Genomic DNA, 26,940 nt, shown 5'->3' with positions numbered 1-26,940 from the left:
GGTAATGATGTATGATAAAAAGAGGCTTCAGATCCTGAGCTTCTCTGTTTTAATATCTGTTTTCGGCTAAAGCTGGCGATTGATTGTGATTTGAGTGCGAATCTGACCCTTCTCTGCATCACCTAAAAAAGGAGAAGTTGTGATCAATTTAGAGTTTCGGCGATTTTTTGAATTAAAAAGGCGACGTTATGGCCTTTTCAACACGTATATATAGAGAAAGGATTGTAGGTTTCAATGTGCGTTAGGAAAACGCTATCGTGATAGGATTTTCAGAACTGTAAGGAGACATCGGATGAAGGAAGAAGCTTTTACATTAGGTGTTGAAGAGGAGTTCCAGTTAGTTGATCGGCAAACGGGTGAGTTAAGCTCAGCAATTGATCGCATTTTGGAGCAGAGTCGTACTGAACTTGGTGAACATATTAAGGCAGAGCTGGTTCAATCAGCGGTAGAGCTTATCTCTAGCGTCCATTCTTCTATTCAAGGAGTACGTGATGAACTTTCTCGCCATCGAACTCTGTTAACTCGTATAGTTCGTAAAGAAGGGCTGGCGTTAATGAGCGCTGGCACTCATCCTTTGTCTCCATGGCAGGATCAAAAAATTACAGAGAGAGAGCGTTATTTTCAACTCGTTGAGGAACAACAGGATGCGATTCGGGCTCAGGTGATCTTTGGCCTGCATGTTCATGTTGGCATACCAGATCCAGAGCGTGCACTTCGTATTATGAATCAAGTCCGTACCTGGCTCCCTCATCTGTTAGCATTGTCAGGAAACTCGCCTTTCTGGGGTGGCCGTTATACAGGCATAAAATCGTATCGGAGCCTGCTCTGGCAAGGGGGGCCGCGCAGTGGTATTACGCCTATCTTTTCTTCACATGCTGAATTAGATCAGTATATTCAAGATTTACAGGCAGTGCATTTTATCTCTGGCGGTGGCGATATCTGGTGGGATGTACGCTTGAATGCTCATTTTGGAACGTTAGAGTTTCGCATCTTCGATATGCCAGCAACGCTTGAGGATACAGTAGCGCTGGTGGCTCTCTGTCAGGCTCTTGTTGCCACACTTACCTGGCTGGATGAGCGAAACATGCAGACGCAGGTGCTTCCAGGTGATTATATTATGGAGAATAAGTGGCAGGCGGTTCGTTATGGATTGGATGCCCAGATCGCTGATTTTACAAAGTTGTGTCGTTTGCCATTACGTGAATCTTGTGCGGAATTGCTCGATTTTGTGGCAGAGGCCGCCGATGTGCTGGGGAGCAGAAACGAGATTGAGTATCTGCGTAGCCTGTTGCAGAAGCCAGATGGGACTGGTGCTGATCAGCAAATTGCTGTTTATCAAAAAAGTGGTCAGGTGCAGGACGTTGTACAATATTTATTACAACAAACAATGAGGGGCATCAATCCTTAAAAATGCTCAAAAGGATCAGAAAAGAGAAATTTTAAGGATTTTGTAGATGTAGCTGACGAGAGGATACTTTTATCCATGGGGAAAGGTAGGCTGCGTAAATTATTATCAGTAAAGATGGGAGCCAGATCCAGATACCGCGAACATACATCCAGCGTATATGGGGTAGAAATGGAAGCGAACTTTCTGCCGACCAGGAATTAAAGCTATAGAAACTCAACATGCTGATGGAGAGCAATCGTATAAATAGTGCAAAAAAACCTGCTGACATTCGTAGATAGGGCTTGCCTTCGGCCTCGATTAAAGCCGCCAGTCCAAAGAAGGTCGTTGTATACCAGGGCCAGAACCATGGAGAACCAGCGAAACAGTACAGCAACCAGACAGTCGCTAACCAGCGAACGAGGGCCGATGGTGTTACTACAGAGTGCCGAACGCTCTGGACGCAGATGTAACCATAGATGATACAAAAGAAGATAGCGCTTATTTGATGTGATTGTCTCTCTAGCAGCGAACCTTGATCAATATCTTGACTCCGATACCTCCCTGTTAGATGATCTATAATGCGTGTCAGGCTCTCATAGGGACTATTAATGGTGCGCAGAAGAACGGGTGAGGTCTTCACTATTGTCAATAGTTCTCCAAATTGCCAAAATGGTGCATATAGTACCAAGATGATTCCACTATAGAGGCAGCAATGCGCCAGGATGAGTTCAAGCCGTTGTTGCCATAAACTATAGGTTGCCTTTTGACTCCAAAGATACAGCAGATACCCCGGAAATAGCAGGAGCAAAGAGATCTTTATGCAAGCAGCGACTGCAAAAAGGGTTGTGACTAGAAACATCCCACGGTGTCGTTGTGGTTGTCGATAGAGAACCTGGATTGCCAGCAGGAGGATAAAAAGGATTGTGGTATCTGAATGAGCATTGATACAGGCCTCCAGCAGTAAGAAAGGATTCCAGGCAAAGGCAAGCGTTCCTCGAACGCGGTGAGATTGCTGCTCTGGTGTCGTCAGAGGATTGACAGTGCAGATTGACCAGATGAGTTGCACTGAGGCCAGATGCATACTGAGTCCAAACCACCGTAACAGAAGTTGCTGAGTAAAAATAGTGCTCCCTCCCAGTTGCATAGTTGACCATTGTAGCATGCTTGTTAGCCAGATCCAGGTAGGACCATAGGCCGATGGCTGGCGGGTCCAATAAAGGTAGGGATAGACCGCATCTTGATGAATGAGCGTTGGAAGTGTGATTAATGGATTCAGATGATAGATGTCCTGCATACGAGCATAAGCGATATAGGAGAAAATATCTTGTGATGTCACAATTGGTAAAAAAGTATAGGCTATTCCTAATATAAAAGTAGAAGTAATAATATACGTATAGGTTATTTTATTGGGAAGATAAGCAAGAGAGAAGAGATAAACGATCGTAATGGCGGTAAAGCCGGAGACAAACGTCCATATTTCAGAGGATGTTTCCATTGGAGCAAAGGTGAAGTAATGTTCATGTGATAGTGCAAAGATTAACGTCTGAAGGGATCTGGCATAGGGAGCGTTAAAGAGGATCATCATGCTAAGCAGGCTGCTAAAGATCAGAAAAAAGAAGAAGAGTGGTTGAACTTTGGGTTTTACATACATAGTCTGATGGCTCCCCGTGAACACTTTCTCAAAAGTAGATGGTAAGTGATCCTTTTCTTTAGCACGTCTGCCAGGAATAAGAAGTAACCCGGCTTGTATAGAATGACGTTGAATGGGGATGTCCTGAGTTTTTGTATAGAGAAGACGTTTTTTATGCATATATACTGCACTTCAACCTGATGAGAGTCACTATCAGTGAGGACTGAAATCGCCAAGCCAGGAGCGGATACGGCAGTATTCGCGGAAGCCAAGTTTCGCATAGACATGATACCCAGGAATGCTTGACTCAAGGACACATAGCTGATAGCCAGCCTGTTGTGCGAGTTGAAGAGCAGTATATGAGAGTGCCGTTCCGATGCCACGTCTACGAACGTCTGCTCGTGTTCCAACTGAATAGAGTCCAGCCGTCTCTGAACCAAGGAAGAGGGCAGCGGTAGCTACTGCTTCACCATTAAGCCGCCCAAGAAATCTGTGAAGGGGATGGTATTGTCCGGAGACTACTGTTTGTTCAAAATTGATGTATTCTCTATCGATCCGTTCTGCACCCTCGCTAAAGATATGTGCGGACGTCACGATCCATTCTTGAAGTGATGTTGAATCCTCTACTTCTTCGATCTGTAGACCAGCAGGCCATAGAGGTTCAGGGGGAAGCTGTTGCAGGCACAGTGCCATTCCGGCTTCATCGCCAAAATACGACAATCCATGTTGAAAGAGCAGCTGCTCTAAATGGCTGAGTTGAGGAGATGGGAAGAGCCGCCAGGACATCGCCAATTGATGCTGTTGAAAAGGAGAGAGGGCCTGCAACATTTTTTGTGGAAGTTCGTGGTCTGCAATACGTGTGCGAAGGATAACATTTAAAGAGGGCTGCAAAATTCCTGTACGTACAGAGATATACGTATCATGCTCCTCAATATGGGCCTCTATATGTTTGCAGCAATACAACAGATATTCCGCAAAATTTTCCTCTATGGCAGTGAGGAGAGCATTGTGCGAAAAGATTTCATGAACAGGAGAACAATCCATAACATCATCCTTCCCACATTTTGAATCAGGTGTGCTTATTTTATCACTTCACTCTCTCTGTCAACAAGTTTTGTGAGTGAGAAGGAGAGTCAGGAGATGTTTTTTCGCTGTTCTGTATGAATGAGTAACAGTTGACCCTGGGTACAGTAGACAAGTGCATTCTCCTGTATCAGAACATTGCTGACCCCACGAGGACGTCCACCAGCGAGCGTCTCTTCATGCAGAGGATAATAAAGTCCTTCCGTACGGACGCCAGATGCGGAGCCAGCGATTGGTAATAATGAGAGAATATCGCCGACTGCTCCAGTAATTGTGTTCTGGTCAGGTCCAGTTAATAGCCAGCAGCAGGCTGAACCATCAATAATTCGGACAGGCAAGTGAGGATAGGCCAGAAGTAAGAAGATATTTGCCAACATATGATCGAAGCGCGTGCCACCTAACGCCCCTAAGAGGGTTATCCTTGTAGCGCCATGAGAGATTGCGATCTCCAGCGCCAGCTCAGTATCAGTCTCATCCTTTTCAACCGGGTGCCGAATAAACTGGCATCCGTCCAATTGGAGCTGTTGAACAAGAGGTGCTGCTAACGAATCAAAATCCCCCACAACAATGGCGGGCCGATAGCCATAGTCTAGAGCCGTAGCAGCTCCTGAATCGGCTGCTATAATAAGGTCAGCTTGTGCCAAAGCAGCATTGACCCTGGACCCTGGCTGTACTGAGCCCCCTGCGAAGATAAGAACATGCATTCTGCTTTATCCAGATTTCTATACGTCATTCTTCTACCGATGCTTGAGCTATACACCAGGTAGAATTTCTCATGGTGTTACATCTCTACCTGAAGTGGATACATGATAGCATAGATAGCACTTCACTCTATTATAGTTCATGCGTCTGCCTCATGGCTACCAGCCTTATCTAGATCAACCTGCAAAAGCCCTCGCAATAATCCTCCTGACGCCAACTTGTGTGGTTAGCCGTTTGGCTGTTCTGATGAAGGAGACCTCCTGTTATTAGCAAGAGAAGATGTCATTTTGTCTGTTTTTTAGCCAATGAACCTTGCTATGATCGTGCTTGAATACATTTAACCATTTTTTTCGTGGTAGAAGTAGGCCCACATTCCTGTTGTAGACGATATTTTTTGAGAAACGCGAGATATTTCAGGGAGCTAACTGCATGGCTGTTGAGTATAAAGATTATTACAAGATACTGGGTGTAAACAAAAACGCCGATCAGAATGCAATCCGGCAAGCCTTTCGTAAACTGGCTCGGCAGTATCATCCAGATGTGAACTCTGGTGATAAGGTAGCTGAGGACCGTTTTAAAGAGATCAACGAAGCGAATGAAGTACTTTCTGATCCAGAGAAGCGCAAAAAATACGATGAGATGGCAAGCTATTATCAGCAGTATGGAAGTTGGCCAGGGGCAGGCCAACAGGAGAGGCAGGCAAGTGCAAGTGGTGGAGGTTTTAGCGGTGGAAATTATCAGTACTATACCATGAATGAAGAGGATCTGGGAGATCTCTTTGGTGGCAATTCATCCCCATTCTCAGATTTTTTTGAGACGTATTTTCATTCAGGATTTGATGCACAGAGCGAGAGGCGTTCGCGATCCAGACGACAGACACAGGCTACACGCGGTAATGACGCAGAATCAAAAGTAGACGTTAGTCTGGCAGAGGCCTACCAGGGGACGAGCCGAATTTTGGAGTTGAGCCAGCCAGATGGAAGTAAGCGGCGATTAGAAGTAAAGATCCCAGCGGGCGTGGATGAAGGTTCTCGCATTCGTATCGCGGGCCAGGGTTTTGCCGGTACAGCAGGCAATGGCGATCTCTATCTCCTTGTGCACCTCCTACCAGATGAGCATTTTGTGCGAGAGGGAACAACGCTGCATGAGCGCATCGACGTGCCATTAACCACTGCTATGTTAGGTGGCGAAGTTGCAGTCCCTACGCCTGACGGACGCCGTCTCATGCTGCGTATCCCTCCAGGTACAGCAAATGGTCGATCCTTTCGTCTGCGTGGTAAAGGGATGCCCCAACTGGGAAAGGCCGAGGTCCGCGGAGACCTTTATGCCGACGTGAGTGTTCAGCTCCCAACTCAATTGACCCAGCAGCAGCGCCAACTTTTTGAAGCGTTTGCGCGTTCACTTGATGCTACTGATACACAGCAAGAAAAGGCAGGTAACCATGTCTGATCAATCGCCAGATAGCACTTTTATCCAACGAAATAACCTCTATAATGAGCAAGAAATCTGCCAATATAGTCGTTTAGATATTACTGTGATTCGACAATTGAGCGATGCTGGTCTGGTGACAGGAATAAAAGTAGTGGAAGAGTCACGGAGGTATAGCGAGGAAGATCTTCGACTTTTGCGGAGGGTGCGGCGTATGTATGAAGATCTGGGCGTAAATATCGAAGGGGTCGAAATTATTTTACGCCTATCTGCGCGGCTGGAACACTTGCAAAAAGAGCTGGAGCGTTATCGCTCACTGCAATTGGAGCAGAATGAAGTATAAATGCAAGAGGAATAAGATCTGTGAGCAAGATCTTATTCCTCTTGCAGCACCTGGCTAGAATGGTTTTTCTGCCAGCATGGCTGGCAATATCCTGTTGAGGTAATATTCATTTCAATATTCATATAATGGTAGTGTTGTTGGAGTGCCAGAAAGAGCTCTTTTTGTAGAGGCTCATCAATATGGAGGACGCTGCCACAGGCCTTGCAGATCAGATGATGATGGGTCGTCTCTGTTCTCGCTTCATAAGTTGAAGGCTGACCAGGAATAAATGATTCCTTGACTAACCCCAACTCTGTAAGAAGATCAATAGTGCGATAGACAGTGGATTGATTAATGCTAGGAAAGTGCTGGTGGACAAGCTCTAACAACTGATCGATAGTGAGATGGTCCTCTGCATCCTCAAGCAGACGGAGAATAAGGGCGCGTTGAGGCGTCAAGCGATAGCCCTTTTCGCGAATACGCGTATCCGTATCTGCTGAGTTCGCTTTCATTTTATGGCCTGACTTGTCTGACAATGAGAGATACTTTCCCATGAGCATAACCCTCTTCCTATCCTATCCCCAATATCAATTGAGAGCTTCTACTATGCTTGCAATTACAACGATTGTAATTGCAACTCACCGAGTGGTGGATGAAGTTGTTCATGAATCAGATTAGCTTGAACAAGTAACTGGCGATTGGTAAGGATATTTTGCGGTGTATCATCGGCAATGATCTGGCGTTCCTCTCCGATTACAATCACTCTTTGAGCAATGAGCGGAACAATCTCTAACTCATGAGTTGTGGTAATAATCGTTTTGCCTGACTGCCCAAGTTTGCGTATAAGATTCACAAGAACCCACTTTGTTCGCGGATCAAGTGATGCGGTTGGTTCGTCGAGCAAGAGAACCTCTGGTTCGAGAGAGAGAACAGACGCAATTGCTGCACGTTTTTTTTCTCCTCCCGAGAGTTCAAAGGGGGCTCGCCTGGCTAGATGAGTGACCTCCATCACCTCCATTGCCTCTGCACAGCGCTTTTGAACCTCCTCCATGGTCAAGCCTAATTGGAGAGGACCAAAAGCCACATCGTCAAAAACCGTAGCACTAAAGAGCTGGATATCGGGATCCTGAAAGACAAGGCCCACTTGGCGATGAAATTGATACGAATCAAATTCAGAAGAAGTTGTTTTAATTGGAACACCCAGAACTGACATTGAACCCTCAGAAGGAGCATAAATGCCATCCAGAATCTTCAGCAATGTCGATTTCCCACTTCCATTGGCCCCTAATAAGACAACCTGTTCTCCTCGTTGAATGCTAAGATTGATGGTATCGAGGGCCACATGTTTATTATGATAGAGATAGCGTACGCCTTTTAGTTGAAAGACTGGTTCTGATGAAGGGGTCATCGAAGATATCCTCCTGATATAACTAGTACGATGGAGAGGAGAAAGCTGATACCAAGGGCCAACCAATCCAACCAACGCATACGGTAAGCTGAGTATGAGCGGATCTGGCCTGTAAAGCCACGTGCCATCATTGCAGCATAGACCTCATTGCTCATCCTGAAAGAGCGATGCATCAGACTTCCCATTGATCCGCTAATCCATTGCCGTTGTTCCCGACCACTCGTTCGGCCAACCGTTCGACTTTTGCGCGCTTCAAACATGCCATTAGCAGTATGGAGAAACAGAAAGATATAGCGATACGTCATTGAAAGCAAGAGCGTAAACACTGCTGGGACGCGGAGCGCCTGCAAACTTTTGAGCAGATCGGCCCAGGGGGTTGTCAAGATCAACAGCACTGCCAACGAGACCGAGACGCCAACACGTAGAATAAAAATGCAGCCACTCCAGATACTTTCGATTGAAGGGCCAAAATGGTAGAGACCAATTGGAAGATCGAAGAGACGTGGCCCATTGGTAAAGAAGATTGCTGGGAGCATCACAATCCCAGCAAAAAAGGGAATGCCGATCCAGACGCGGCGGACAAAAAAGTCAAATGGGATGAGGCTGGCTCGTGCGGCCAGAAGCAGAACGAGATAGCAGATGAGAAGAGCAAAGAATGAGCGCGAGAGACTGGCCGCAAGCACAAAACAGAGGAACATCCCCAACTTGGCTCGCGGATCGATTCGTTGAAGCCACCCGTTTTTATGGCTATGCTCTTCAGTAAAAACAGCCTGTTCGATAGAACTGGAGATGCCAGAGAGCGTTTTCTCCAGCCAGCCTATCTGAAATTGAGAGCTTTTTGTTGCAGCTACCATGACGCTTTGCTACCTCTCCTCTGTTCTACTGATTGAGACGAAGAGATTGATGACTGTCTGCTACGTCTTAAGAGGGTAAGCGAGATCAGAAGAAGGGCTCCAATGAGCAGAATGCCAATGATCCCACTCATCTCATAGCCGATTGCCTGCCGCCAGAGAGGCGCACCAGGATCAGTAAAGAACGGAGCATTCAGATTATAGCCACCAAAAGGAGCGCTCCAGAGCGTCGAGAACTGTTTAAGCCCCTGCGGAATATACCCAAACGCCTGCTTAACATCCGTTGCACTGCCTTCACCAAAGGCAAAGCCAGGAGCAATCAGACCTAAAGGGGCAAGAATTGCAAAGGTGACCAGGAAGGTTCCAGCACGACGAATGTTTCTCGGCAATAGATACCAGGCAAGAGGAATAAGTACCAGCGCAATCCCTGCGATAATGAGGAGCATCATTCCAACGGCAGACCAATCGACTAGATTCCAATCAGCACCGAAGAGATGGCTTACCTGCCCTTTACCAGTGAGTAGCCCGGTAATAAAGAGCAGAGCAATAGCAGTCAGCCCTCCCAGAAGCATAAATTGCCAGGTTGGAATGCGTTGAGGCTCACCCACCTCGAGTGCCTCACCACTGACAACTGAGCGTAGTGAAGAGAGATAGCCGGGATAATTTTTCTGGATATAGCCGATTCCCATTGCCGTTACAAGAGCTTCTACAATTGATGCACCAAGAGAATGAGAGAGAAGCATCGTAGGAACCGCCACATTTAAGGCGTAGGGGCTATAGAGAGCCTGTCCATTTGCAGTATGAAAGAGCAGAGGTTGTAGCCCTAATTCGATGCCAACTGCAAGAGCAGACATCGTTATTCCTAGATAAGAGCCAATACCCGCAGCCCAGACGCGCCGTGTAGAGAGAAGCGCGGCGCGACCAGCAATAAGCTTATAACTAAAATACCCCACAAAAGGCAGTATAATCCCCATATTCAAGCAATTGGCAAAGATTGCCAGCACCCCACCATCTCCAAAGAAAAGTGCCTGTATAATGAGTGCAATACTTACTCCAATAACAGCAGCCCAGGGGCCAAGCACAATAGCGATCATCGTTCCACCGACAGCATGCGCTGTGGTACCACCTGGAACAGGAATATTAAACATCATAATCGTAAATGAGAAGGCCGAAAAGATGGCTAGCAATGGAACCGTACGGTTATTGAGCACTTTTTGGACTTTATTAACGGCAACTCCCCATACTGGAACGGTAGCCAGACCAGCTCCTAATGAGAAGACGGGACTTAAATATCCATCTGGAATATGCATTGCACCTCTCCTTCGGGCAGAAACTTCAGACGCTTATGGGTATATAGGTGTTTGTGGATTTATTCATGAGCAATTGACGAATACTTGTTATTGCAAATGATTTGCAATAACAAGTATAGCACCAAAGGTGGAACATAAGGTAGGGTCCAGCCAGATTTTTTCCAGTTTTTTTATGCATTGAGCCATTTTCTTTGGTAGCATAAGAAGAGTTTGTCTATGAATGAGAATGTGTCGATAAATAAGAGGTATGTTCTTTCAGGTTTTTTAGAAGGGGTGGTGTGGTGTGTTTCATTGGTTAAACTGGCAAGACACAGTAGGGGCGACAAAGAATGAAGCGCGTCTCAATGAGCAGGCATTCTGGCTTGTGCATATGGAAGAGTATGCGAGCGAGATGGAGCGATTTCAGCAACGTTGGGGTGGATGTCAGCCTGAAAGCTGCTTAAATGTTCTTCAGACAGGTGACAGGCTGGATCGTTGCGTTGCTCTATGCATCATTGCGGCCAGTAGTCTGCCAGAAGCCCGGCAGATAGTAGCGTCTGGTATGCGAAGCAGCTCGCCCCAGGAGCGCTGGTGTAGTACACTCTGTCTCAGCGAGATGGGAGATGAAGAAGCCATTCCAGATCTATGTAGCATGTTGACAGAGTTTTTACCGCAACCTTGTAATCCCTGGCCTCAAAAAGAACTGCAATGGTGGTTTGAAGATCGGCGGCTTCTCCTGCCGCGTGCGGTGCGTCGCTGGCAATGTTCCAATGTTACCCAGGCCCTCTTTGCTGCTTTTCAGCGCCAGGTCAATGTGGAAGTTAATACTTTTTTTAATGAAAATTACTGCCTCTTTTATGAAGATTATCTTGCCTATGAGCTTGGCTTTCGAGGCGATTTTTCAGGAGTCATAGGGGTGACCTGGAGCCTGGCCCATCTCAGGCGGGCAGTTATGCTTATGGCACTTGGTTGCTATGATGCGCTTTGTGATCCAGGGCAATGGGATCGAACAGGAAGTTATGACGATGATCGAGCCTATAATCAGGCTTTGAGGCCTCATTTATGCCAGATTATTCATACCAGGTTGGGTTGGTCAGAAGCTGCTGCCAATGACTGTTTTGATCATGCATATGAAGATTTTCTGGCTCGTGAATATGAGGCGCAGACGGGCCCAACCGGCCAGCGCAAGCAGATTGTCACGCAATGGCTGGCGGGCTAACCATTGCATTGAACGGCATAAGGTAAGGATCGTTCAGTTACGAAACAAAAACATCTGGCGTTACAGAGATAAGGCCAGAAGGGTGAAAGATCAGGTAACTCATGCTGATTTGAGTACTTTCTCTCCTTCTGGCCGAGCCCCTCCCATAGTTATTCGCGAACAATACTGTGTGCTACTACACTAAAATATAGTATAGAGCTTCATAGAGTACCTCTTCCATATCAGGTATAGTATGAGTGTGGTTGTGGTGAGTGATGATTGTAAAAATAAATGAAGAAGTAAAAAACTAGAGGAAGAGCACTAAAAATGAAAGTATTCAAACTGAGTGGTCATACAATGGCCTTTCTATCAATCTTTGGGTTGGCTTTACTTTTTACCGCCTGTGGAACAGATACCACTGGTGGAACGACGGGTCTGCCACCAGCCACAACAGCAACGAAAACTGCTACAACACAGACAGGTACGGTAGTTCCAACCAGCACTACGACTTCATCTGGAACCGATAGTGGGCAGGGTGTGACATTTACCTATGCCAGTGTTAAATACACGCTCCTCTCCGTAGAACAGAAAAGCACTTTTTCTGATGATGACGACTCGAGTGCTCCTCAGCATGTCCGTATTAATCTAAAAGAGGAGAACACCTACGCAGACACCGCTTTTATCTTCTATTCCGATTCTATACGTTTGATTTTGCCCAATAATACAACTGTTACCCCTAATAAAGAGCAGGACAGCACTCCCATTAGTCAGGGTGTAGCACGAACGAATTGGATTGATTTCCCTGTTCCTTCTCAGCAAACGCTTTCTTCATTAGTTGTCCAGTTTGGGACAGCGACCGAATATCAGTTCCTGATCCCCTTAAGTGCTCATCCAAATCTCAGTAAATATCAAGATAAGAGTGTGAGCCCAAACGCAACCCTCCATTATAAGATTGATTGGAAGTTGCTTAAGGCGACCTCTTCCTTCAGCTATGCTGACCATCAGGCCGATAAAGGGAAAAAATATATTCTCATTGACTTACAGGCTGACAATAGCACTTCTGATGCATTCTTCCCCTTTCCTACCGACAATTTCCGTCTGAAAGCTGGCGGCGAATCGCAAGCTCCCAAGGCTGTTGATAGTAGTCTTAGCGGCTCAATTGCAGCCAACTCGACAGGCACTAAAGGAACAGTTGCGTTCCTTGTCCCGGCTGATGCCACCAGTTTTACCCTGGATTTCCTGGCTCAACCGTCAGAGAAAATTGACGAAGCTACGGCTACCTTTACCCTATCCTAGACTCGATCTTGTTCTAAAAGGGCCTTGCTGGCTATCGTAGCTATGATAGCCAGCAAGGCCCTTTTTGGCGTACATGCAGGGTTCTTTTCTGCCAGGAGAAGATCTGATCAGTTAAAATCCAATTGATCGTGCGTCTTTTAAAAAGAAACCTGTAGAAGAGAGAGAAATTTATGAATCAGAATCAAGAACCTCGTTTAGCAGTTGAGCAGATTCAAGGGAATATCCTTCCAGGCTTTTCCAAGGACTATGCAGCTCTCCTTTTCTTGAAAATTGAGGATGTCGCGAAGTGTAAAGCCTGGTTGCGCAAGCTGAGTCCAACAATTGCGACTGCGGAAGAGGTTCTGACCTTTAATCGTTTATTTAAGCAATTGCGTGCGCGGCGGGGCAAGGAAGCATCCACCTTGAAGGTAACATGGCTTAACGTTGCTTTTTCCTATTTCGCATTGAGACAATTAACGCGAGGACTGCCGTCTGGGGATCTTGTTCAGCAGGATTTTCAGGACAACTCATTTAAGAAAGGGCTTGCTCAGCAAGCTTCGCTTTTAAATGATCCTGTACAAGGGGTTGGGTCTCCACAGCATTGGGTGATTGGTGGGCCAGACAACGAAGCCGATATTCTCTTGATTATACAAGGTGATGATCAGGCTGATCTGCAAGAGGAAGTACAACAATTGAGGGCAGAGATTGACGCTCAACAGCCTTCAGGCGTGCGTTTGTTGTATCAAGAGAGCGGAGCGGCCCTTTCTGGAGCACTTGCAGGCCACGAGCATTTTGGTTTTCAAGATGGTATCTCGCAACCGGGAGTAAGGGGATATGTCTCGGACGATCCCAATGATCTGCTCACGCCACGGCAGAATCCCCAGGATAGTAGCCAGGGAAAGCCAGGTCAACAGCGGCTCTGGCCGGGAGCATTTGTCTTTGGCTATCCAAATCAGGCTCGTGAACTTGATCGCGAAATGCCTGGACCGATCAGTCAGGCTGGTCCAGAATGGGCAACGAACGGATCTTTCCTCGTTTTTCGTCGTCTGCGCCAGAATGTAGGAACTTTTCATCAATTTTTGCAGCAAGAGAGCCAGCGATTAAAGATCGCGCCAGAACTATTGGGAGCAAAAGTGTTGGGGCGTTGGACGAGTGGAGCTCCAATTGTAAGAGCCCCTTTGAAGGATAATCTCCAGATTGGCGAGGACGATTGCCTCAACAATGATTTTACCTTTGCCGTTCCTGCGCCAGGAACAGCCTCCGATCGGCCAGCACAGGCATGGACTGGAGATCCAACAGGGGCACTCTGTCCATTCTTTGGTCATATTCGCAAGGCCTATCCACGTGAAGATAGCACCCCAACGGGGCGTGCTCTGGCGAGTTCTCATAGCGGCCTGGAGCAGGCGTTTAATCAGCAGGAGACCCAGACGCATCGATTATTACGTCGTGGTATCGCGTACGGACCAGCGTCAGCTTCGACGATTAAGGCTCCTCTCGTAGATGAAGTTGATCGCGGCCTTCTCTTTATAGCTTATCAGACCTCAATTGAAGAGCAATTCGAATTTATCATGCGTGAGTGGATCAACAATCCCGATTCACCAGTTGAAGGATCTGGTGTAGACCTTCTGCTTGGTCAAGTCAAAGAAGGAAAGAGAGAAGTTTCATTGCCCTTATCTGGCAGAGATGAGACGCTAAAGGCCGAGAACTGGATCACGCCAACGGGGGGAGGATATTTCTTTGCCCCCTCTATTGCAGCAATTGAGCAATATCTTACGAAATAATGTTTATCGGCAAAGAGGCCAGATGGAGATTTTCTCCATCTGGTACTGACACTATAAGCGTACAAACTCTCGAGCAAAGAGCCCCTGTGATTCCAGTGTTGCAGCGTCTGCAAAGCGGATAATGAGTTCCTGAATGCCAGCTTCCTCATATTCGGCCAAACGTTCGCGTACTTGAGCAGGAGTCCCGACAATAGCACGAGTGCGGAAATTTGCCAGATCTGCACGCTGATCGGGTTTTAACTTTGCAACAGCAGCCTCTTCAGTCTCGCCCACTGCACAATCATCAATAATAACTGTACGTCGGATACTTTCATAATCACGTCCCAGATTCGAGCAATGATCCTTGAGGACAGCCAGTTTATGTTTAATATTGGGGATATCGCCGCCAAGATTACAGGCATCGCCATATTGAGCAACCAGCTTGAGCGTTACCTTTTCGCCACTCCCACCAATCAAGATGGGGATATGAGGCTTTTGAACACCTTTTGGTTGATTGATAGCCCCCTTAACCTGAAAATATTTTCCCTCAAAGACAGCTTCTTCTTGTGTCCACATAGCCCGAATAACCTGAAGAGCATCGCGTAACTGGCGCAAACGTTCAGGCGCATCTGGATAGGGATAGCCATAGGCTTTATATTCATGCTCATACCAGCCTGCCCCGATGCCAAAATCCAGGCGACCATGACTGAGCACATCAACCGTACTGGCCATCTTTGCCAGCAAGGCTGGATTACGATAGCTATTGCAAGTCACAATCTGCCCAATCCGAACGCGTTTGGTATCACGAGCCAGAGCAGCTGTGCTGGTCCAGCACTCAAATGTGACCTCTTGTGTAGGAGTAGGGACCGTATGGAAATGATCATAGAGCCAGATAGAGTGAAAGCCCTGCTCTTCAGCCGTTTTAGCGACATGAGTCATAGTCTCATATGCATCGACCGGATCGGCAATGCCAACCAGATCCATTTTCCAGCCCTGGGGAACAATGACTCCATATTTCATAGTCATAAAAAAAATCCTTTCTGATGAAGAAAAAACCAGAGGTGCCATGAAACTGTTTGTATCGCGACACTATATCGTTCTTCACAATCCATTGTATAACATTCAAACTTCTGGATGGCAAGGACAGAGAAAGGACCGTTGCCCTTTTACTGAATAAGACTCTGTGGAGAAAAAAAGAACGCATCTCATCTTTAGCAGAATGTCTACTTATTTATCATATAGAAATAATTACCTATTGAAAAGATTGCCAGAAGCGCTTACTATTATATTGAAGGCAAATATATATCTGATTCTATATTAAATTTTTATAGGTATTGATGGTTACCAGACGTGTTAAAAAATATAGCCAGCTGAATGCATATATTTTTAATTCACATATTTTTACATAAAATAAAAACCTTTTCTGTTAAAAACAGTCAATCTCTGTTGCAGATCTGGTCAAAGAGCCCGAGAGAAGTTTCTGCTTATCCAGGCGTATTTGTTGTCTTTCATGGATCCATTGTTTTCCGAGAAAGACGCAAACGAGCATACAAAATAAAAAAATGTATGTTCTGAAGTTAATTGTTAGTATTGCTCCATGGAGGCACTGGGTAGAGACGAAGGAGGCTTCTCAATGAGTGATGAAACCGTTTCCGGTCAGGCGATGCCTATTGGCGATCTGCCAGGATGGCATCAAGTTTTTGCTGAAGATTTCAATATTGATGTGCCGATCGGCCAATTTCCTGGGAGTGTCTATGGACATAAATTTACTGTCTATCCGGATGGTACCCCGGACACAGCAGGCCAGGCTGGGAAATCTTCGCGCTACTATCCCTCTAAGGTTGTAAGTGTAAAGAATAGCCTGCTCAGCCTGTACTTACACGAAGAAAATGGGATACGGATGGCGGCGGCAATTCTGCCAGTGTTGCCTGGAAACCATCTGTTTGGTAAGTATACTATCCGCTTCAAATCTGATCCAGTTCCAGGTTTTAAGACCGCATGGCTCTTGTGGCCTAACAGTGAGAATTGGCCGCATGATGGAGAAGTAGATTTTCCAGAGGGCGACCTGACCTCAACGATTGGTGGTTTTGTACATCATCAAAATGGCAGAGCTGCCAATGACCAGGCAGCTTTTAGTACGATTGCAACCTACCCATCCTGGCATACAGTGAGTACTGAGTGGTATCCGAATCAGATTCACTTTATCCTGGATGGTCAAACGATTGGTATATCCACAAGTCGTATTCCTAACACGCCAATGCATTGGGTTATTCAGACGGAATCGAGCCTTCCTGGCCCTGCATGTGATGTGCCAACCGGTACGGGGTACCTTTCGATAGACTGGGTGGTTGCTTATACCCTTGTTCATTAGCCCGAGTGATGAGTAAGGAGGATAACAGCTTGCTATCCTCCTTTAATCAGAGGGAGCTTGTTTAGACCTGACGACTACGACGTGTAAAGGTCGTCTGTCGATCAGACAGTGTAGAGGCAAAGATGACGCGTCCCAACGAGACCAGACCCCAGGCAATAAGTGCATAGACCAGCATGGCAATGACGGTTGAGACCTCAAAAACGCCAGTATTACCGATGGTCTGATCATTGAAGATGCCGTTAAAGGCTCCCACAAAGAGGTGGCTCAGATCATATAAGAAAGAGATAAAGGCGTTGCTCTGATTTGCACCAAGGAAACGGAAGAGGAGGCGTAGCGCCATAATCACCTCAAACACAGCCAGCAGAAAGTAGACGATCGATTTAATCCAATAGCGAATATTTGCATTGCGCTGATTCTTGTCTACTACTATCTCTTCTCGTCGTTCAACCTGGTTTCCCTGTGGATCAATGTAGCGTTGGCGCTCGTTATGTACAGAGGCGGCATTGCCATACTGAACATTCTGAACGGTTGCATCCTCATATGGATTAGATTGGCGTCGAACTGACTCAGGCTGATATGGTTGTTGACTCATCGTTTTTTCCTCCAGATGTAAACTTAGCAACAGGTTGTTTGCAATGATTTTTGGACGCAGGCATTGCTAAAAAACTATTTGATAGCCAATGAAATTTTAAAAGGTCTAGAATTGCTTCTTTTTACACGTGCTAGACCATAAAAAAGATCTGAGCACACCTTCCTCAGATACCTATACCCACAATCGAAGGAAAGCAGAGAAGGAATTGTTTTGTTTGTGCTTTATTCGTCGTAAACCATATAATGAAATTATGTGTATCCTCTCGAGTGAGAAAAGAAGGAATGAAAGAATAGGATTATGAATAAAGTGTGTACACACATCAGCCATGCGGGGACAGCGACACCACATTCCTCTGGCTGTGAGGAATGTTTGCGAACAGGCGATAGCTGGGTCCATTTGCGGCTCTGTCTGGAATGCGGACATGTTGGTTGTTGTGATTCGTCAAAGAATAAACATGCAACCAAACATTTTCATGCCACCAATCATCCAGTTATCCAATCGATCGAGCCCGGAGAAGACTGGCGCTGGTGTTACATTGATGAGGTTATTGCAGAGTAGTAAGAATCGTATAAGAGCTGTCAGCTGAAAAGAAATCCCCCCGTTATGCAAACTTTTGCGTCATGGGGGGATTTCTCATGAAGAAAACCTCTCATCGTATACACAATTCATGTATAGTGGTCTAGATGACTTGACAACGCAGAAAAAAAAAGGTACAGTTAAGAAACACCCGCTTACTAATGTATACGCTCTCTATGCCTGAGGTACTGGATGCTGTTGAGCGCAAAAAGGGACGATAGAAGATACGGTCGTCTAGACCATATGATGTATGTTCCTGATGGAGAGCCATGTGTGCGCAACAATCATCTATCTCTCTACAGATTGCGCAGCCCTGTTTTGTGGCTAAAAGAGCTCGTGAAACCTGGAGTTCCCCCGCCGTGTACGTCTTTAATCTCTGACAAGCAATAGTGAATAGTTAGTGACTCAGTATGTATTCTAGGAGGGATGCCTGATGAAGCGTCATACTCTGGTTCGGTTCTTTGCACTTGCTTGCATGGTATTTACCCTGGTGGCCTCGTTCTGGATGACCTATGCTACCCACGCTCAATCGAATGTCCACACAGCCAGCGCTGCACCTCTTGCGACCAGTAATAAGATCAATGCGGCCTACTTTACACAGTGGGGAATTTATCAGCGCAACTACCTGGTCAAAAATATTGTTACCAGCGGCAGTGCCTCGAAGTTAAATGCTGTGATGTATGCATTTGCGAACATCAGTAGCAGCTATCAATGTGCTTCTGATGATGCTTATGCAGATTACCAGAAGACCTTTACGGCTGATCAAGCGGTTAATGGTGTTGCTGATACCTGGAATCAGCCACTGGCAGGCAACTTTAACCAGCTAAAAGAGCTTAAGGCACTATATCCCAATATCAAGATCTTCATCTCTATTGGGGGATGGACCTTGTCAACCAATTTTTCCGCTGCCGCTTCGTCCCAGAACGTCTCTTCTTTCGTTCATTCCTGTATTGATCAATATATCCTGGGCAATCAGGCTGGTGCTGGAACGATGGCTGGGATCTTTGATGGGATTGATATTGACTGGGAATATCCCAATTCACCAGGTAATGGCAATCCTTATGGCCCTCAGGACACGCAGAACTATACAAACTTGCTGAAAGAGTTTCGCACGCAGCTCAACCAGACCAGCACCCAGACTGGTAAACAGTATCTGTTGACGGTTGCGGCACCTGCTGGACAGGATAAATACCAGTATCTTCAGCTCAACCAGATTAGCCAGTATCTGAGCTGGATTGATCTCATGGCATATGATATGCATGGAGCGTGGAACGCTACTGGTCCTACAGATTTTAATGCGCCATTGTATGCTGATCCGGCTGATCCATCGAGTCCGCCCGCCAACACCTATAGTATTGATCACGCAGTTACCGACTATCTAGCGGCAGGTATTCCTGCGAGCAAATTGGTGATGGGAATGCCTATCTATGGACGTGGCTGGACAAATGTTCCCAACAGCAATAATGGACTCTATCAGAGTAGCTCCTCTATGCAAGCTGCTCCTGGTACGTATGAAGCAGGCGTTGAGGACTACAAAGTCCTGAAGAATCTCACTGGTTATACTCCCTATCATAATTCGGTAACGGGTGTGAACTGGTGGTATAATGGCTCGACCTTCTGGAACTATGATGATTTGGGCACTGTTGCCACAAAGATGAATTATATTAACAACAAAGGTCTGGGAGGAGCATTCTCCTGGTCTCTTGATGGTGATGACTCGACTGGTAGCTTTGTGAATGCCATCTCGAGTGGTCTGGGCAATTCAAGTGGAGGTAGTCCAACGCCAACGCCAACGAAGACCCCTACTCCCAACCCGACCAACACGCCAACACCAATTCCAACCAATACGCCAACACCAACGCCAACCAATACGCCAACACCGACGCCTAACCCAACCAACACGCCAACACCAACACCAGGAAATCTGGTTACCAATCCAGGTTTTGAGAACGGGACTCTTTCAGGTTGGAGTTGTGATAGCAATGATACCGTTGTTTCTTCATCTGTACATAGTGGAAGTCATGCCTTACAGGTCACGCCCACTAGCTCGACCACTGGCGAATGTGACCAGACTATTGCTGTACAACCTAATCATACCTATACGCTGTCAGCCTATGTGAATGGGCCCTATGCTTATCTAGGCATACAAAGTGGTGCCTCAAACTGGACCAGTAGCACCAGCTATACCTTGTTGAGTGTCACCTTTACCACTGGAGCCACCCAGACCAGCGCAACTATTTATATTCATGGTTGGTATGGTCAAGGGAATGTTTATGCGGACGATTTCTTAGTTCAGTAACAGTACTGACCATTTTAAAGGGGAGTTCTTTTCTTAAAAGAAAGGAGCCCCCCTTTAAAATGGTCTTTTTTAGTAATGAATGGCCTATTTGTAAGTTGAAGATGATGAAATATTGTAGAATTATGTATTACTGATGCTTATTATAGAGAAGGAGCAAAGTAACCATAGCATGATGAGAGGTCTATATCATTGGAAGTATAGCGTCGCGATCAGATGTTAAGAATTTTAAAGTAATGGATCGCTTCGTCATTCTTCAGCTTTGTAAATGGGAGCATAGCTTATTATATTGAGCTCTCGAGACTCTATTCTTCAATTGAAAAAGGTTCCATTGATAGATAATGGAAAGGATCTACAGCATATGTTCGACATCCCCGAGAATATGATTGTCTACTATTTACGCCTGCTCAAACGAGGACCAAACTGGACACCAGAGGAGACGCCTGAGCTCGAACAATTACAATCTGCTCATCTTGCTTATGGGCAAAAATTGCGAGCAGAAGGCAAATTGATCATTAATGGGCCATTGATCGACAATGGATACCTGCGCGGATGCGGGATCTTCCGCACCGCTTCATTAGAGGAAGCGCAGGCTCTTTCAGATGCGGACCCGGCTGTACAGGCCGGTCGACTGGTCTCTGAGGTTCATCCCTGGATGACATTTAAAGGGATTTTTCCAGACTAAACTGTAGACAGTCAGATGCAGGTTTACTCGAGCTCAGTAAAGCTCAACAAAATTTTCAAACAATTTACAGTTAATTGACAATTTATCCAGTTGTTCATGGTATATTCTTGCAAGAAGGAATCTTCTCTCTTGCAAGCTTTACAGACATTAACCTGGAATGGATCTTTCGAGAATTGATCCTTATTACAGAAGGCTGTAAAGATAAGGAAGAGAAAAATCCTTATATAGATGATGTTAGTAATTTGTGAGGAGACAAATTTTCAATGTTTAGTAATCGTTCTCATAAATTCCTGGCAACTGGAGTTGTAAGCATAGCTGTATTAGCTACTTTGAGCGGATGTGGTTCAGTCGCTACTCAAGATAGCTCCAGTACGGGGACGGCTACTGCCACATGTACCCCAAGAAATACAACTATTACACGTGCAAGCGGGACTGTGAAGAGTATTGGTACTGATTCGCTGGTGATCACAAAGCAAGACGGCTCAAATGTGACGATGACCCTTTCCAGTCAGACAGTTATTACGCAGCAAACGCTGGCCGCAACAAGCGCACTCACGAATGGATCATTTGTGACTGTCGCAGTGACTCCAAGCTCGGATGGTAGCACCTATACCGCCGATACAATTCTTTTGACATCTGGTCTGGGCGGAGGGGGATTTGGGCGCGGAACAGGTGGTCAGAATGGTGGTGCGGGTAGCGGTGGCCAGAATGGCAATAATCGTAACAACTCATGTCGCCCGCAACGTGCAGGTACTCCAGGAGCAAATGGAGGTTTTGGTGGCGGTAGACAGAATGGCGGCGCTGGCAACGGAAATGGCAATCGCCTGTTTGGTACAGTAGCTCAAGTAAGTGGTACCACTCTTGTTGTAGACGATGCAAGCAACAACAGTTATTTGCTGACCTTAACCAGCAAGACACAGATCATTCAGACGCAGACAGTGACCGCCAGTGCATTGCAGATTGGTCAGAATGTATCCGTTGTTGGTACATCAACTGCTGCTACAACGATTACGATCGTAACAAATACCCCAGCATCTGCCAAGAACTCCTGAGTATTGTTTGCCAGTGGCCCGTCGACGGAATGCTGGCTGCTTCAAAAAAGCAAAGAAATGATCCCAAAAAATTAGTACTAGTAGTAATTGGAGTAGATAACGATGGCTGAGCAAGTAGAAGAGCTACAACCCTTGCTAGAAGCAGATCAATTTGATTTTGATGACGCTGATGAAATTGTGCTTCCACCACGACGACGTTTTCCAATCTGGGCGATTGTACTCATTGTAGTGCTGGTCCTGGCCCTGATTGCGGCCAGTATCTCCTATTATTTGCTAAACCGGACGCCTGCAATTCAGTATATCCAGTCAACCGTACAAAGTGGTAATCTGAGTGTCAAAGTCTCAACCAGTGGCCCTCTTGCTCCGAACGCGCAATATATTATGAATTTTCCTGCGGCGGGCCAGATTTCTGAGGTAGACGTAAAAGTTGGTGATCATGTAACCGCCGGACAGACATTGGCGAAGATCACGGTAACGCAGACCGTCAATGGCTATGGTAATAATCCTCCAACCACAACTGACACATTGACTGCTCCTGGAGATGCGACTGTAGCAACCGTCAATGGCACCGTTGGCGAAAACGTCTCATCGAATGGATCGGTCTCTACTGGAAGTAGTGGAAGTGGGCAAGGGAGCGCCAGTAGTAGCTCAGCCTTTATGACACTAGTAGATGTCAGCAAATACGTGATTAATGCTTCAATCAATGAGAGCGATATTACCAGTATCAAAGTTGGCCAGGTGGCCCAGTTTACCGTTTCGGCCTATCCATCGACCACCCTTCGGGCGACTGTGACCTCGATTGATATTCTGGGTCAGAGCAGTTCGAGCGTTGTGACCTATCCTGTTCAGCTAGCCGTTGATATGAGCAGCGTCAATACCATTCAGTTATTCCCTGGTATGACAGCGACCGTTGATATCACCACCGCGCAGCGTCTGAACACCTTGATTATTCCGGCCTCTGCCCTCTCTTTTCCAACGACTGCTCTACAAAATGGTGAGATCAATCGCACCGATTATAGAAACGCCTTGCAGGCTGCTGCCAGTAGTAGTTCAACCAACAATACTGGTTCTACAACAGGTGCTGTAACAGGCAATACCCGTGTCGTTATGGAATTGAAGGATGGCAAACTGGTTCCAGTACCGATCACTGTTGGTTTGACAAGTAATAGCTCAGTAGAGGTCTTGTCCGGCTTGAAAGAAGGCGATCAGATAGTGACTGGTCAAACAGGTGGTACGACCACCTCTCCTCGTACAGGCACAAATGCTGGTGGACGAGGTGGGTTTGGCGGTGGTGGCGGAGGATTTGGCGGAGGATTTGGAGGTGGTAATGGTGGCCGCGGCGCTGGTGGCAACGGAGGAAACTAGGTATGCTTAAGCAAGAAGGTTCAGCTATCCAAAGAGTTGATCAGAGAACAGAAAAACCTATTATTCAATTGGAAAAGTTGTCCAGAGTCTATCAGATGGGGAAGAATCAGGTCTGGGCGCTGCGAGGCGTGGACCTCCGCATTCATAGCGGTGAGCTGATTGCAATTATGGGACCATCTGGTTCTGGCAAGTCAACGCTGATGAATCTGCTCGGATGCCTGGATCGTCCCTCGGGTGGCAACTATTATCTGGATACTATTGCGGTTAGCTCAATGAGTAAAGCTCAGTTGGCTGACGTGCGCAATCAGAAGATTGGATTTGTGTTTCAAAGTTTTAATCTATTGACCTGGATGACGGCTCAGGCCAATGTTGAACTACCTCTGATCTATGCGGGTATCTCTCGCGAGGAACGTGAAAAACGAGCGCTCTGGGCATTGAAACTGGTTGGTCTGGAGGCGCGAGCTAATCACCGCCCGATGGAGATGTCTGGTGGTCAGCAACAGCGCGTCGCCATTGCACGAGCGCTGGTGACGCGACCAGCCATGATCCTGGCCGATGAACCAACAGGTAATCTGGATACAAAGACAAGCGTTCAGATTATGATGGTGTTACAAAAGCTAAATCAGAGTGGGATGACCGTTGTCCTGGTCACGCACGAGCCAGATATTGCTCAGTATTGTCACCGTACAGTTGTCCTGCGAGATGGCAAAGTGCGCGAAGATCGGAGCAATCCTCATCCTCTCTCTGCGTTGACACAACTGGCTGAGCTATCTACCGCCAGCGGAAAGGAAGCCATCCAATGAGCTCAACGCAGAATATTGAGGAGCAAGCAGATGAGCAAAGATCGGTAGAGCAAGAGCGTCGTCATCAGCAAGAGATGCTTGCTAAAGCGTCTGCTAAAAGGAAGAAGCCAGGAAAATTGCAGAGACGACGAGGGATGATGGCATTCTATCAGAGCTTTAGAAGCGCTCTGGTTGCTGTACGTGCCAATAAGATGCGCTCACTGCTTACCTCCCTGGGTATTATTATCGGTGTTGCAGCCGTGATTATGATGGTCTCAACCAGTCAGAGTAATGCTGCTCTGATCAATCAGAGGCTCTCCTCGCTCAATCCCTATGAGTTAGTAATTCGAGCTGGTAGTGCTTCTGCAACAGGCGGCGTGCGTCAGGCTCAAGGGACCTCCTCGACCCTTAAGCAGTCTGATGCAGATGCCCTGGCATCAGTTCAGTATGTCTCTGCCATCAGCCCTGTTGTCACAGTGAATGAGCAGATTGTCTATCAGTCTCAAAACTGGTCTACCTCTGTTCAGGGTGTCTATCCAGCTTATCAACAGATCAATAGCTGGAAGATGCAGGAAGGAAATTTTTTTGCCGATGCAGATGAGCAGAACACTACTGCTGTTGCTGTTATTGGTCAGACGGTTGCTGACAATCTCTTTGCTCCATTGGGGGTTGACCCGCTTGGAAAAGAGATTCGTATCAACAGTATCCCTTTTACGGTCGGTGGTGTGCTGGCCTCGAAAGGTGCCAGCAGTTCTTTTCAGGATGCCGATGATGTCATTTATATCCCGTTCAGCGTTGCCCAGAAGAAGTTGACAGGCTCAAGTTCCGTTAACTCCATTGATGTTCTGGTTGATGACTCCTCACATATGACGGATGCCCAATCGGCAGTCCAGGTACGTATGGAGCAGGCCCACAATATTGCTAATCCAGCAAACGACGATTTCTTGATCCAGAATCAAGCAACCGTACTGGCAACAGCACAGGCAACCTCGCAGTCACTCTTTGCGCTCTTGATTGCTGTTGCAGGTATCTCCTTAGTCGTAGGTGGGATTGGTATCATGAACATCATGCTTGTCTCAGTCACAGAACGGACACGTGAGATTGGCATTCGCATCGCGATTGGTGCGCGTCCAGGCGATGTGATGATGCAATTTTTGATCGAATCCTTAATGCTGAGTGCTCTAGGAGGTATTGTTGGTATTATCATCGGTGTTGCAGGATCACTAATCATTGCAACCGTGATGGCAACCCCATTCGCGCTCAGTCCAGTGGCTGTACTCTTAGCCTTTGGTTTTTCCGTTGCCGTTGGCGTGATCTTTGGCTTCTATCCAGCACAACGAGCTTCGCAGCTCGACCCGATCGTTGCGTTACGTTCTGAATAAGGCAGAAGCGTTTATAATACACTGGCAAGAATGAAAAGCATCTTTTTTAGAGAAGGTTATAAGCGAAGGTTCTGGTAAGTAGCCCTCCATGCAAGGATAATCTACGCATGGAGGGCTACTTACCAGAACCTGTATGGCTGGTTGACTGTGCTTCTTAGTGAGATTGAAGGAGCGTATCTACCTCAAGGCGTGTGGGCAAGCCAGATTGTGCGCCAAAGCGGGTAACTTTTAATGCACTTGCATAGACTGCAAAGCGCAGAGCCTCGGCTGGCGTCTGACCTTCTGTGATAGCGACCGTTAATGCTCCAGTAAAGCAGTCGCCTGCCGCAGTTGTGTCGATTACCTGGACTTTAGGAGGGGTCTGATGCACGTAGCGTATCTGCCCTTCCTCATTTTTGTATACGAGGAGTGCTCCTTGCGATCCCAGGGTGATGACAACATGACGAATGCCAATCTCGCATAGCTTTGTTGCTAGCTGACGAGCCTCATCAAGCGTCTGGGGTGTAGGCGACTGAGATGTAGAGCCATTCAGGGCATCGCTGATGAGCACTGCTTCTGTCTCATTGACCACCAGTACTTCAAGTTGTCGCAGTGTTTCTAATGGGAGAGGCTGGGCTGGCGCAAGGTTAAGCACAACAGGAACCTGCGCCTGATAGCTAGCTGAGATCAGATGTATGGCGGTCTCAAGAGGAATCTCTAGCTGCAGAATAAGAGCCTGTGCGGTTGGCAAAGCAGCCAGAATATGGCGCATCTGTGCTTGATCCTGCCCAACATGCATATTCGCTCCAGGTGCGACCACAATGGCGTTCTCTCCATGAGGCGAAAGAAAAATAAAGGCCACTCCGCTTGTAGCCTGTTCGTCAATAATGATAAGCGAATCATCGACTCCATCGTTGCGTAAAGCTGTCAGCAGGCCTTCACCAATAGAATCGTGTCCAACGCGCCCTCCCATCTGAACACGAGCACCCAGGCGTGCCATTGCGACCGCCTGATTTGCGCCTTTGCCACCGGGGACAAGTCGTAGGGAATCAGTGCTAAATAATGTTTCACCCGGCACAGGTAGGCGCGGTACCTGTACAATATGATCCATATTGAGGCTTCCAACCGTAAGAATAGGACCTGATCGCTGCATAGAGAAACTCCTGTCAACGCCATACTGGGACGTGTTCTATCTCGTTATATGTTTATCTGGTCTGCTTGAGTTAAGATAAGAGCGTTCCAATTGGGCTTTTTCAGCAAAGGTGGATATACTATTTTCAGTACTATACATAGTAATACCGATGATAGCATTATTATAATCCTTTTGCTATCATCGGAACAACTAACAAACGTTCTATAGATAGATTCCCAAAAATTATAGATATCGTTGTAGTATTAATCAAAAAATTACCTTAATTTTCGTGAAATTTACAATTTTGAAGGCATAAAAAGGACTTGTAGACGGAGATCTACAAGTCCTATATGATCAAAACGCTTAATTGGAAGGCATGAAAAACCTATCAGTGT

At 46.6% G+C, this 26,940-nt stretch carries 24 protein-coding genes; 14 read left to right on the top strand and 10 right to left on the bottom strand.

Annotation, left to right across the window (positions count from 1 at the left end):
- Nucleotides 1-292: 292 nt before the first annotated feature.
- The gene (locus tag EL628_RS28925) at nt 293-1,408 is read left to right on the top strand and encodes a carboxylate-amine ligase (protein WP_126583441.1); all 1,116 of its coding nucleotides are present in this window, start codon (nt 293-295) and stop codon (nt 1,406-1,408) included.
- Between the two features lie 31 nt (nt 1,409-1,439).
- Here the strand turns inward: EL628_RS28925 and EL628_RS28920 are convergent, their stop codons facing one another.
- From EL628_RS28920 to EL628_RS28910, 3 genes are all read right to left on the bottom strand, one after another.
- Nucleotides 1,440-3,038 carry a hypothetical protein gene (locus tag EL628_RS28920; RefSeq protein ID WP_126583440.1) on the bottom strand — a complete coding sequence of 533 codons (1,599 nt, stop codon included), beginning with the start codon at nt 3,036-3,038 and terminating at the stop codon, nt 1,440-1,442.
- Nucleotides 3,039-3,230: 192 nt separating this feature from the next.
- A complete protein-coding gene (locus EL628_RS28915; RefSeq protein WP_126583439.1) occupies nt 3,231-4,061 on the bottom strand; it encodes a GNAT family N-acetyltransferase in 831 nt (276 codons plus the stop codon).
- An 89-nt stretch (nt 4,062-4,150) separates the two neighbouring features.
- Nucleotides 4,151-4,804 carry a thiamine diphosphokinase gene (locus EL628_RS28910; RefSeq protein ID WP_126583438.1) on the bottom strand — a complete coding sequence of 218 codons (654 nt, stop codon included), beginning with the start codon at nt 4,802-4,804 and terminating at the stop codon, nt 4,151-4,153.
- A gap of 427 nt (nt 4,805-5,231) precedes the next feature.
- Here EL628_RS28910 and EL628_RS28905 point away from each other — a divergent pair, with 427 nt between their 5' ends.
- Together EL628_RS28905 and EL628_RS28900 are read left to right on the top strand one after the other, a co-directional pair.
- Nucleotides 5,232-6,251 (top strand): DnaJ C-terminal domain-containing protein, encoded by a 1,020-nt coding sequence (locus EL628_RS28905; RefSeq protein ID WP_126583437.1) that lies wholly within the window; start codon nt 5,232-5,234, stop codon nt 6,249-6,251.
- Nucleotides 6,244-6,573, top strand: coding sequence for a chaperone modulator CbpM (locus EL628_RS28900; RefSeq protein WP_126583436.1), 330 nt, complete (start codon nt 6,244-6,246; stop codon nt 6,571-6,573). The genes EL628_RS28905 and EL628_RS28900 overlap by 8 nt, the downstream gene beginning before the upstream one ends.
- 32 nt (nt 6,574-6,605) lie before the next feature.
- Here EL628_RS28900 and EL628_RS28895 read toward each other — a convergent pair whose 3' ends face one another.
- From EL628_RS28895 to cbiM, 4 genes are all read right to left on the bottom strand, one after another.
- Complete coding sequence (locus tag EL628_RS28895; RefSeq protein ID WP_161975860.1) at nt 6,606-7,106, bottom strand: Fur family transcriptional regulator; 501 nt, start codon at nt 7,104-7,106, stop codon at nt 6,606-6,608.
- Between the two features lie 62 nt (nt 7,107-7,168).
- Nucleotides 7,169-7,960, bottom strand: a complete 792-nt coding sequence (locus tag EL628_RS28890; protein WP_126583434.1) for an energy-coupling factor ABC transporter ATP-binding protein — start codon at nt 7,958-7,960, stop codon at nt 7,169-7,171.
- Nucleotides 7,957-8,814, bottom strand: coding sequence for a cobalt ECF transporter T component CbiQ (cbiQ, locus tag EL628_RS28885; RefSeq protein ID WP_126583433.1), 858 nt, complete (start codon nt 8,812-8,814; stop codon nt 7,957-7,959). The genes EL628_RS28890 and cbiQ overlap by 4 nt, the downstream gene beginning before the upstream one ends.
- Entirely contained in the window at nt 8,808-10,121 is a 1,314-nt protein-coding gene (cbiM, locus tag EL628_RS30445; RefSeq protein ID WP_218029020.1) for a cobalt transporter CbiM, read from the bottom strand. The genes cbiQ and cbiM overlap by 7 nt, the downstream gene beginning before the upstream one ends.
- Before the next feature lie 283 nt (nt 10,122-10,404).
- Here cbiM and EL628_RS28875 point away from each other — a divergent pair, with 283 nt between their 5' ends.
- The 3 genes from EL628_RS28875 (at nt 10,405) to EL628_RS28865 (ending at nt 14,354) form a co-directional block, all read left to right on the top strand.
- Nucleotides 10,405-11,319, top strand: a complete 915-nt coding sequence (locus EL628_RS28875) for a HEAT repeat domain-containing protein (protein WP_126583432.1) — start codon at nt 10,405-10,407, stop codon at nt 11,317-11,319.
- Between the two features lie 306 nt (nt 11,320-11,625).
- Nucleotides 11,626-12,594: a DUF4352 domain-containing protein gene (locus tag EL628_RS28870; RefSeq protein WP_126583431.1), complete on the top strand. Its 969-nt coding sequence runs from the start codon at nt 11,626-11,628 to the stop codon at nt 12,592-12,594.
- A 170-nt stretch (nt 12,595-12,764) separates the two neighbouring features.
- Nucleotides 12,765-14,354: a Dyp-type peroxidase gene (locus tag EL628_RS28865; protein ID WP_126583430.1), complete on the top strand. Its 1,590-nt coding sequence runs from the start codon at nt 12,765-12,767 to the stop codon at nt 14,352-14,354.
- A 51-nt stretch (nt 14,355-14,405) separates the two neighbouring features.
- Here EL628_RS28865 and EL628_RS28860 read toward each other — a convergent pair whose 3' ends face one another.
- The gene (locus tag EL628_RS28860; protein ID WP_126583429.1) at nt 14,406-15,359 is read right to left on the bottom strand and encodes an LLM class F420-dependent oxidoreductase; all 954 of its coding nucleotides are present in this window, start codon (nt 15,357-15,359) and stop codon (nt 14,406-14,408) included.
- Nucleotides 15,360-15,966: 607 nt separating this feature from the next.
- Between EL628_RS28860 and EL628_RS28855 the strand changes: the two genes are divergently transcribed.
- Entirely contained in the window at nt 15,967-16,704 is a 738-nt protein-coding gene (locus EL628_RS28855) for a glycoside hydrolase family 16 protein (protein WP_218029019.1), read from the top strand.
- Between the two features lie 61 nt (nt 16,705-16,765).
- Here the strand turns inward: EL628_RS28855 and EL628_RS30250 are convergent, their stop codons facing one another.
- Nucleotides 16,766-17,296 carry a hypothetical protein gene (locus tag EL628_RS30250; RefSeq protein ID WP_174719980.1) on the bottom strand — a complete coding sequence of 177 codons (531 nt, stop codon included), beginning with the start codon at nt 17,294-17,296 and terminating at the stop codon, nt 16,766-16,768.
- Between the two features lie 297 nt (nt 17,297-17,593).
- Here EL628_RS30250 and EL628_RS28845 point away from each other — a divergent pair, with 297 nt between their 5' ends.
- The 7 genes from EL628_RS28845 to EL628_RS28815 all read left to right on the top strand — a co-directional run bounded on the left by EL628_RS28845 (nt 17,594) and on the right by EL628_RS28815 (nt 25,434).
- Nucleotides 17,594-17,854 (top strand): UBP-type zinc finger domain-containing protein, encoded by a 261-nt coding sequence (locus tag EL628_RS28845; protein ID WP_126583428.1) that lies wholly within the window; start codon nt 17,594-17,596, stop codon nt 17,852-17,854.
- Between the two features lie 451 nt (nt 17,855-18,305).
- The gene (locus EL628_RS30710) at nt 18,306-20,171 is read left to right on the top strand and encodes a glycosyl hydrolase family 18 protein (RefSeq protein ID WP_126583427.1); all 1,866 of its coding nucleotides are present in this window, start codon (nt 18,306-18,308) and stop codon (nt 20,169-20,171) included.
- Nucleotides 20,172-20,529: 358 nt separating this feature from the next.
- Complete coding sequence (locus tag EL628_RS28835; protein WP_126583426.1) at nt 20,530-20,853, top strand: YciI family protein; 324 nt, start codon at nt 20,530-20,532, stop codon at nt 20,851-20,853.
- A 263-nt stretch (nt 20,854-21,116) separates the two neighbouring features.
- The gene (locus EL628_RS28830) at nt 21,117-21,905 is read left to right on the top strand and encodes a DUF5666 domain-containing protein (RefSeq protein ID WP_126583425.1); all 789 of its coding nucleotides are present in this window, start codon (nt 21,117-21,119) and stop codon (nt 21,903-21,905) included.
- A 102-nt stretch (nt 21,906-22,007) separates the two neighbouring features.
- Entirely contained in the window at nt 22,008-23,270 is a 1,263-nt protein-coding gene (locus EL628_RS28825; protein WP_126583424.1) for an efflux RND transporter periplasmic adaptor subunit, read from the top strand.
- 2 nt (nt 23,271-23,272) lie between these two features.
- Nucleotides 23,273-24,073 (top strand): ABC transporter ATP-binding protein, encoded by an 801-nt coding sequence (locus EL628_RS28820; protein ID WP_126583423.1) that lies wholly within the window; start codon nt 23,273-23,275, stop codon nt 24,071-24,073.
- Complete coding sequence (locus EL628_RS28815) at nt 24,070-25,434, top strand: ABC transporter permease (RefSeq protein WP_126583422.1); 1,365 nt, start codon at nt 24,070-24,072, stop codon at nt 25,432-25,434. Before EL628_RS28820 ends, EL628_RS28815 begins: the two co-directional genes overlap by 4 nt.
- Before the next feature lie 154 nt (nt 25,435-25,588).
- On the opposite strand, the gene EL628_RS28810 is transcribed toward EL628_RS28815, so the two are convergent.
- On the bottom strand, nt 25,589-26,566 hold the full coding sequence (locus EL628_RS28810) for a ribokinase (RefSeq protein ID WP_126583421.1): 978 nt from the start codon (nt 26,564-26,566) through the stop codon (nt 25,589-25,591).
- Nucleotides 26,567-26,940 lie beyond the last annotated feature (374 nt).

The sequence above is a fragment of the Tengunoibacter tsumagoiensis genome (assembly GCF_003967535.1).
Classification (GTDB): Bacteria; Chloroflexota; Ktedonobacteria; order Ktedonobacterales; family Ktedonobacteraceae; genus Tengunoibacter; species Tengunoibacter tsumagoiensis.
The sequence above is the reverse complement of the archived record's forward strand: the minus strand, read 5'-3'. Positions and strand labels throughout refer to the sequence as shown.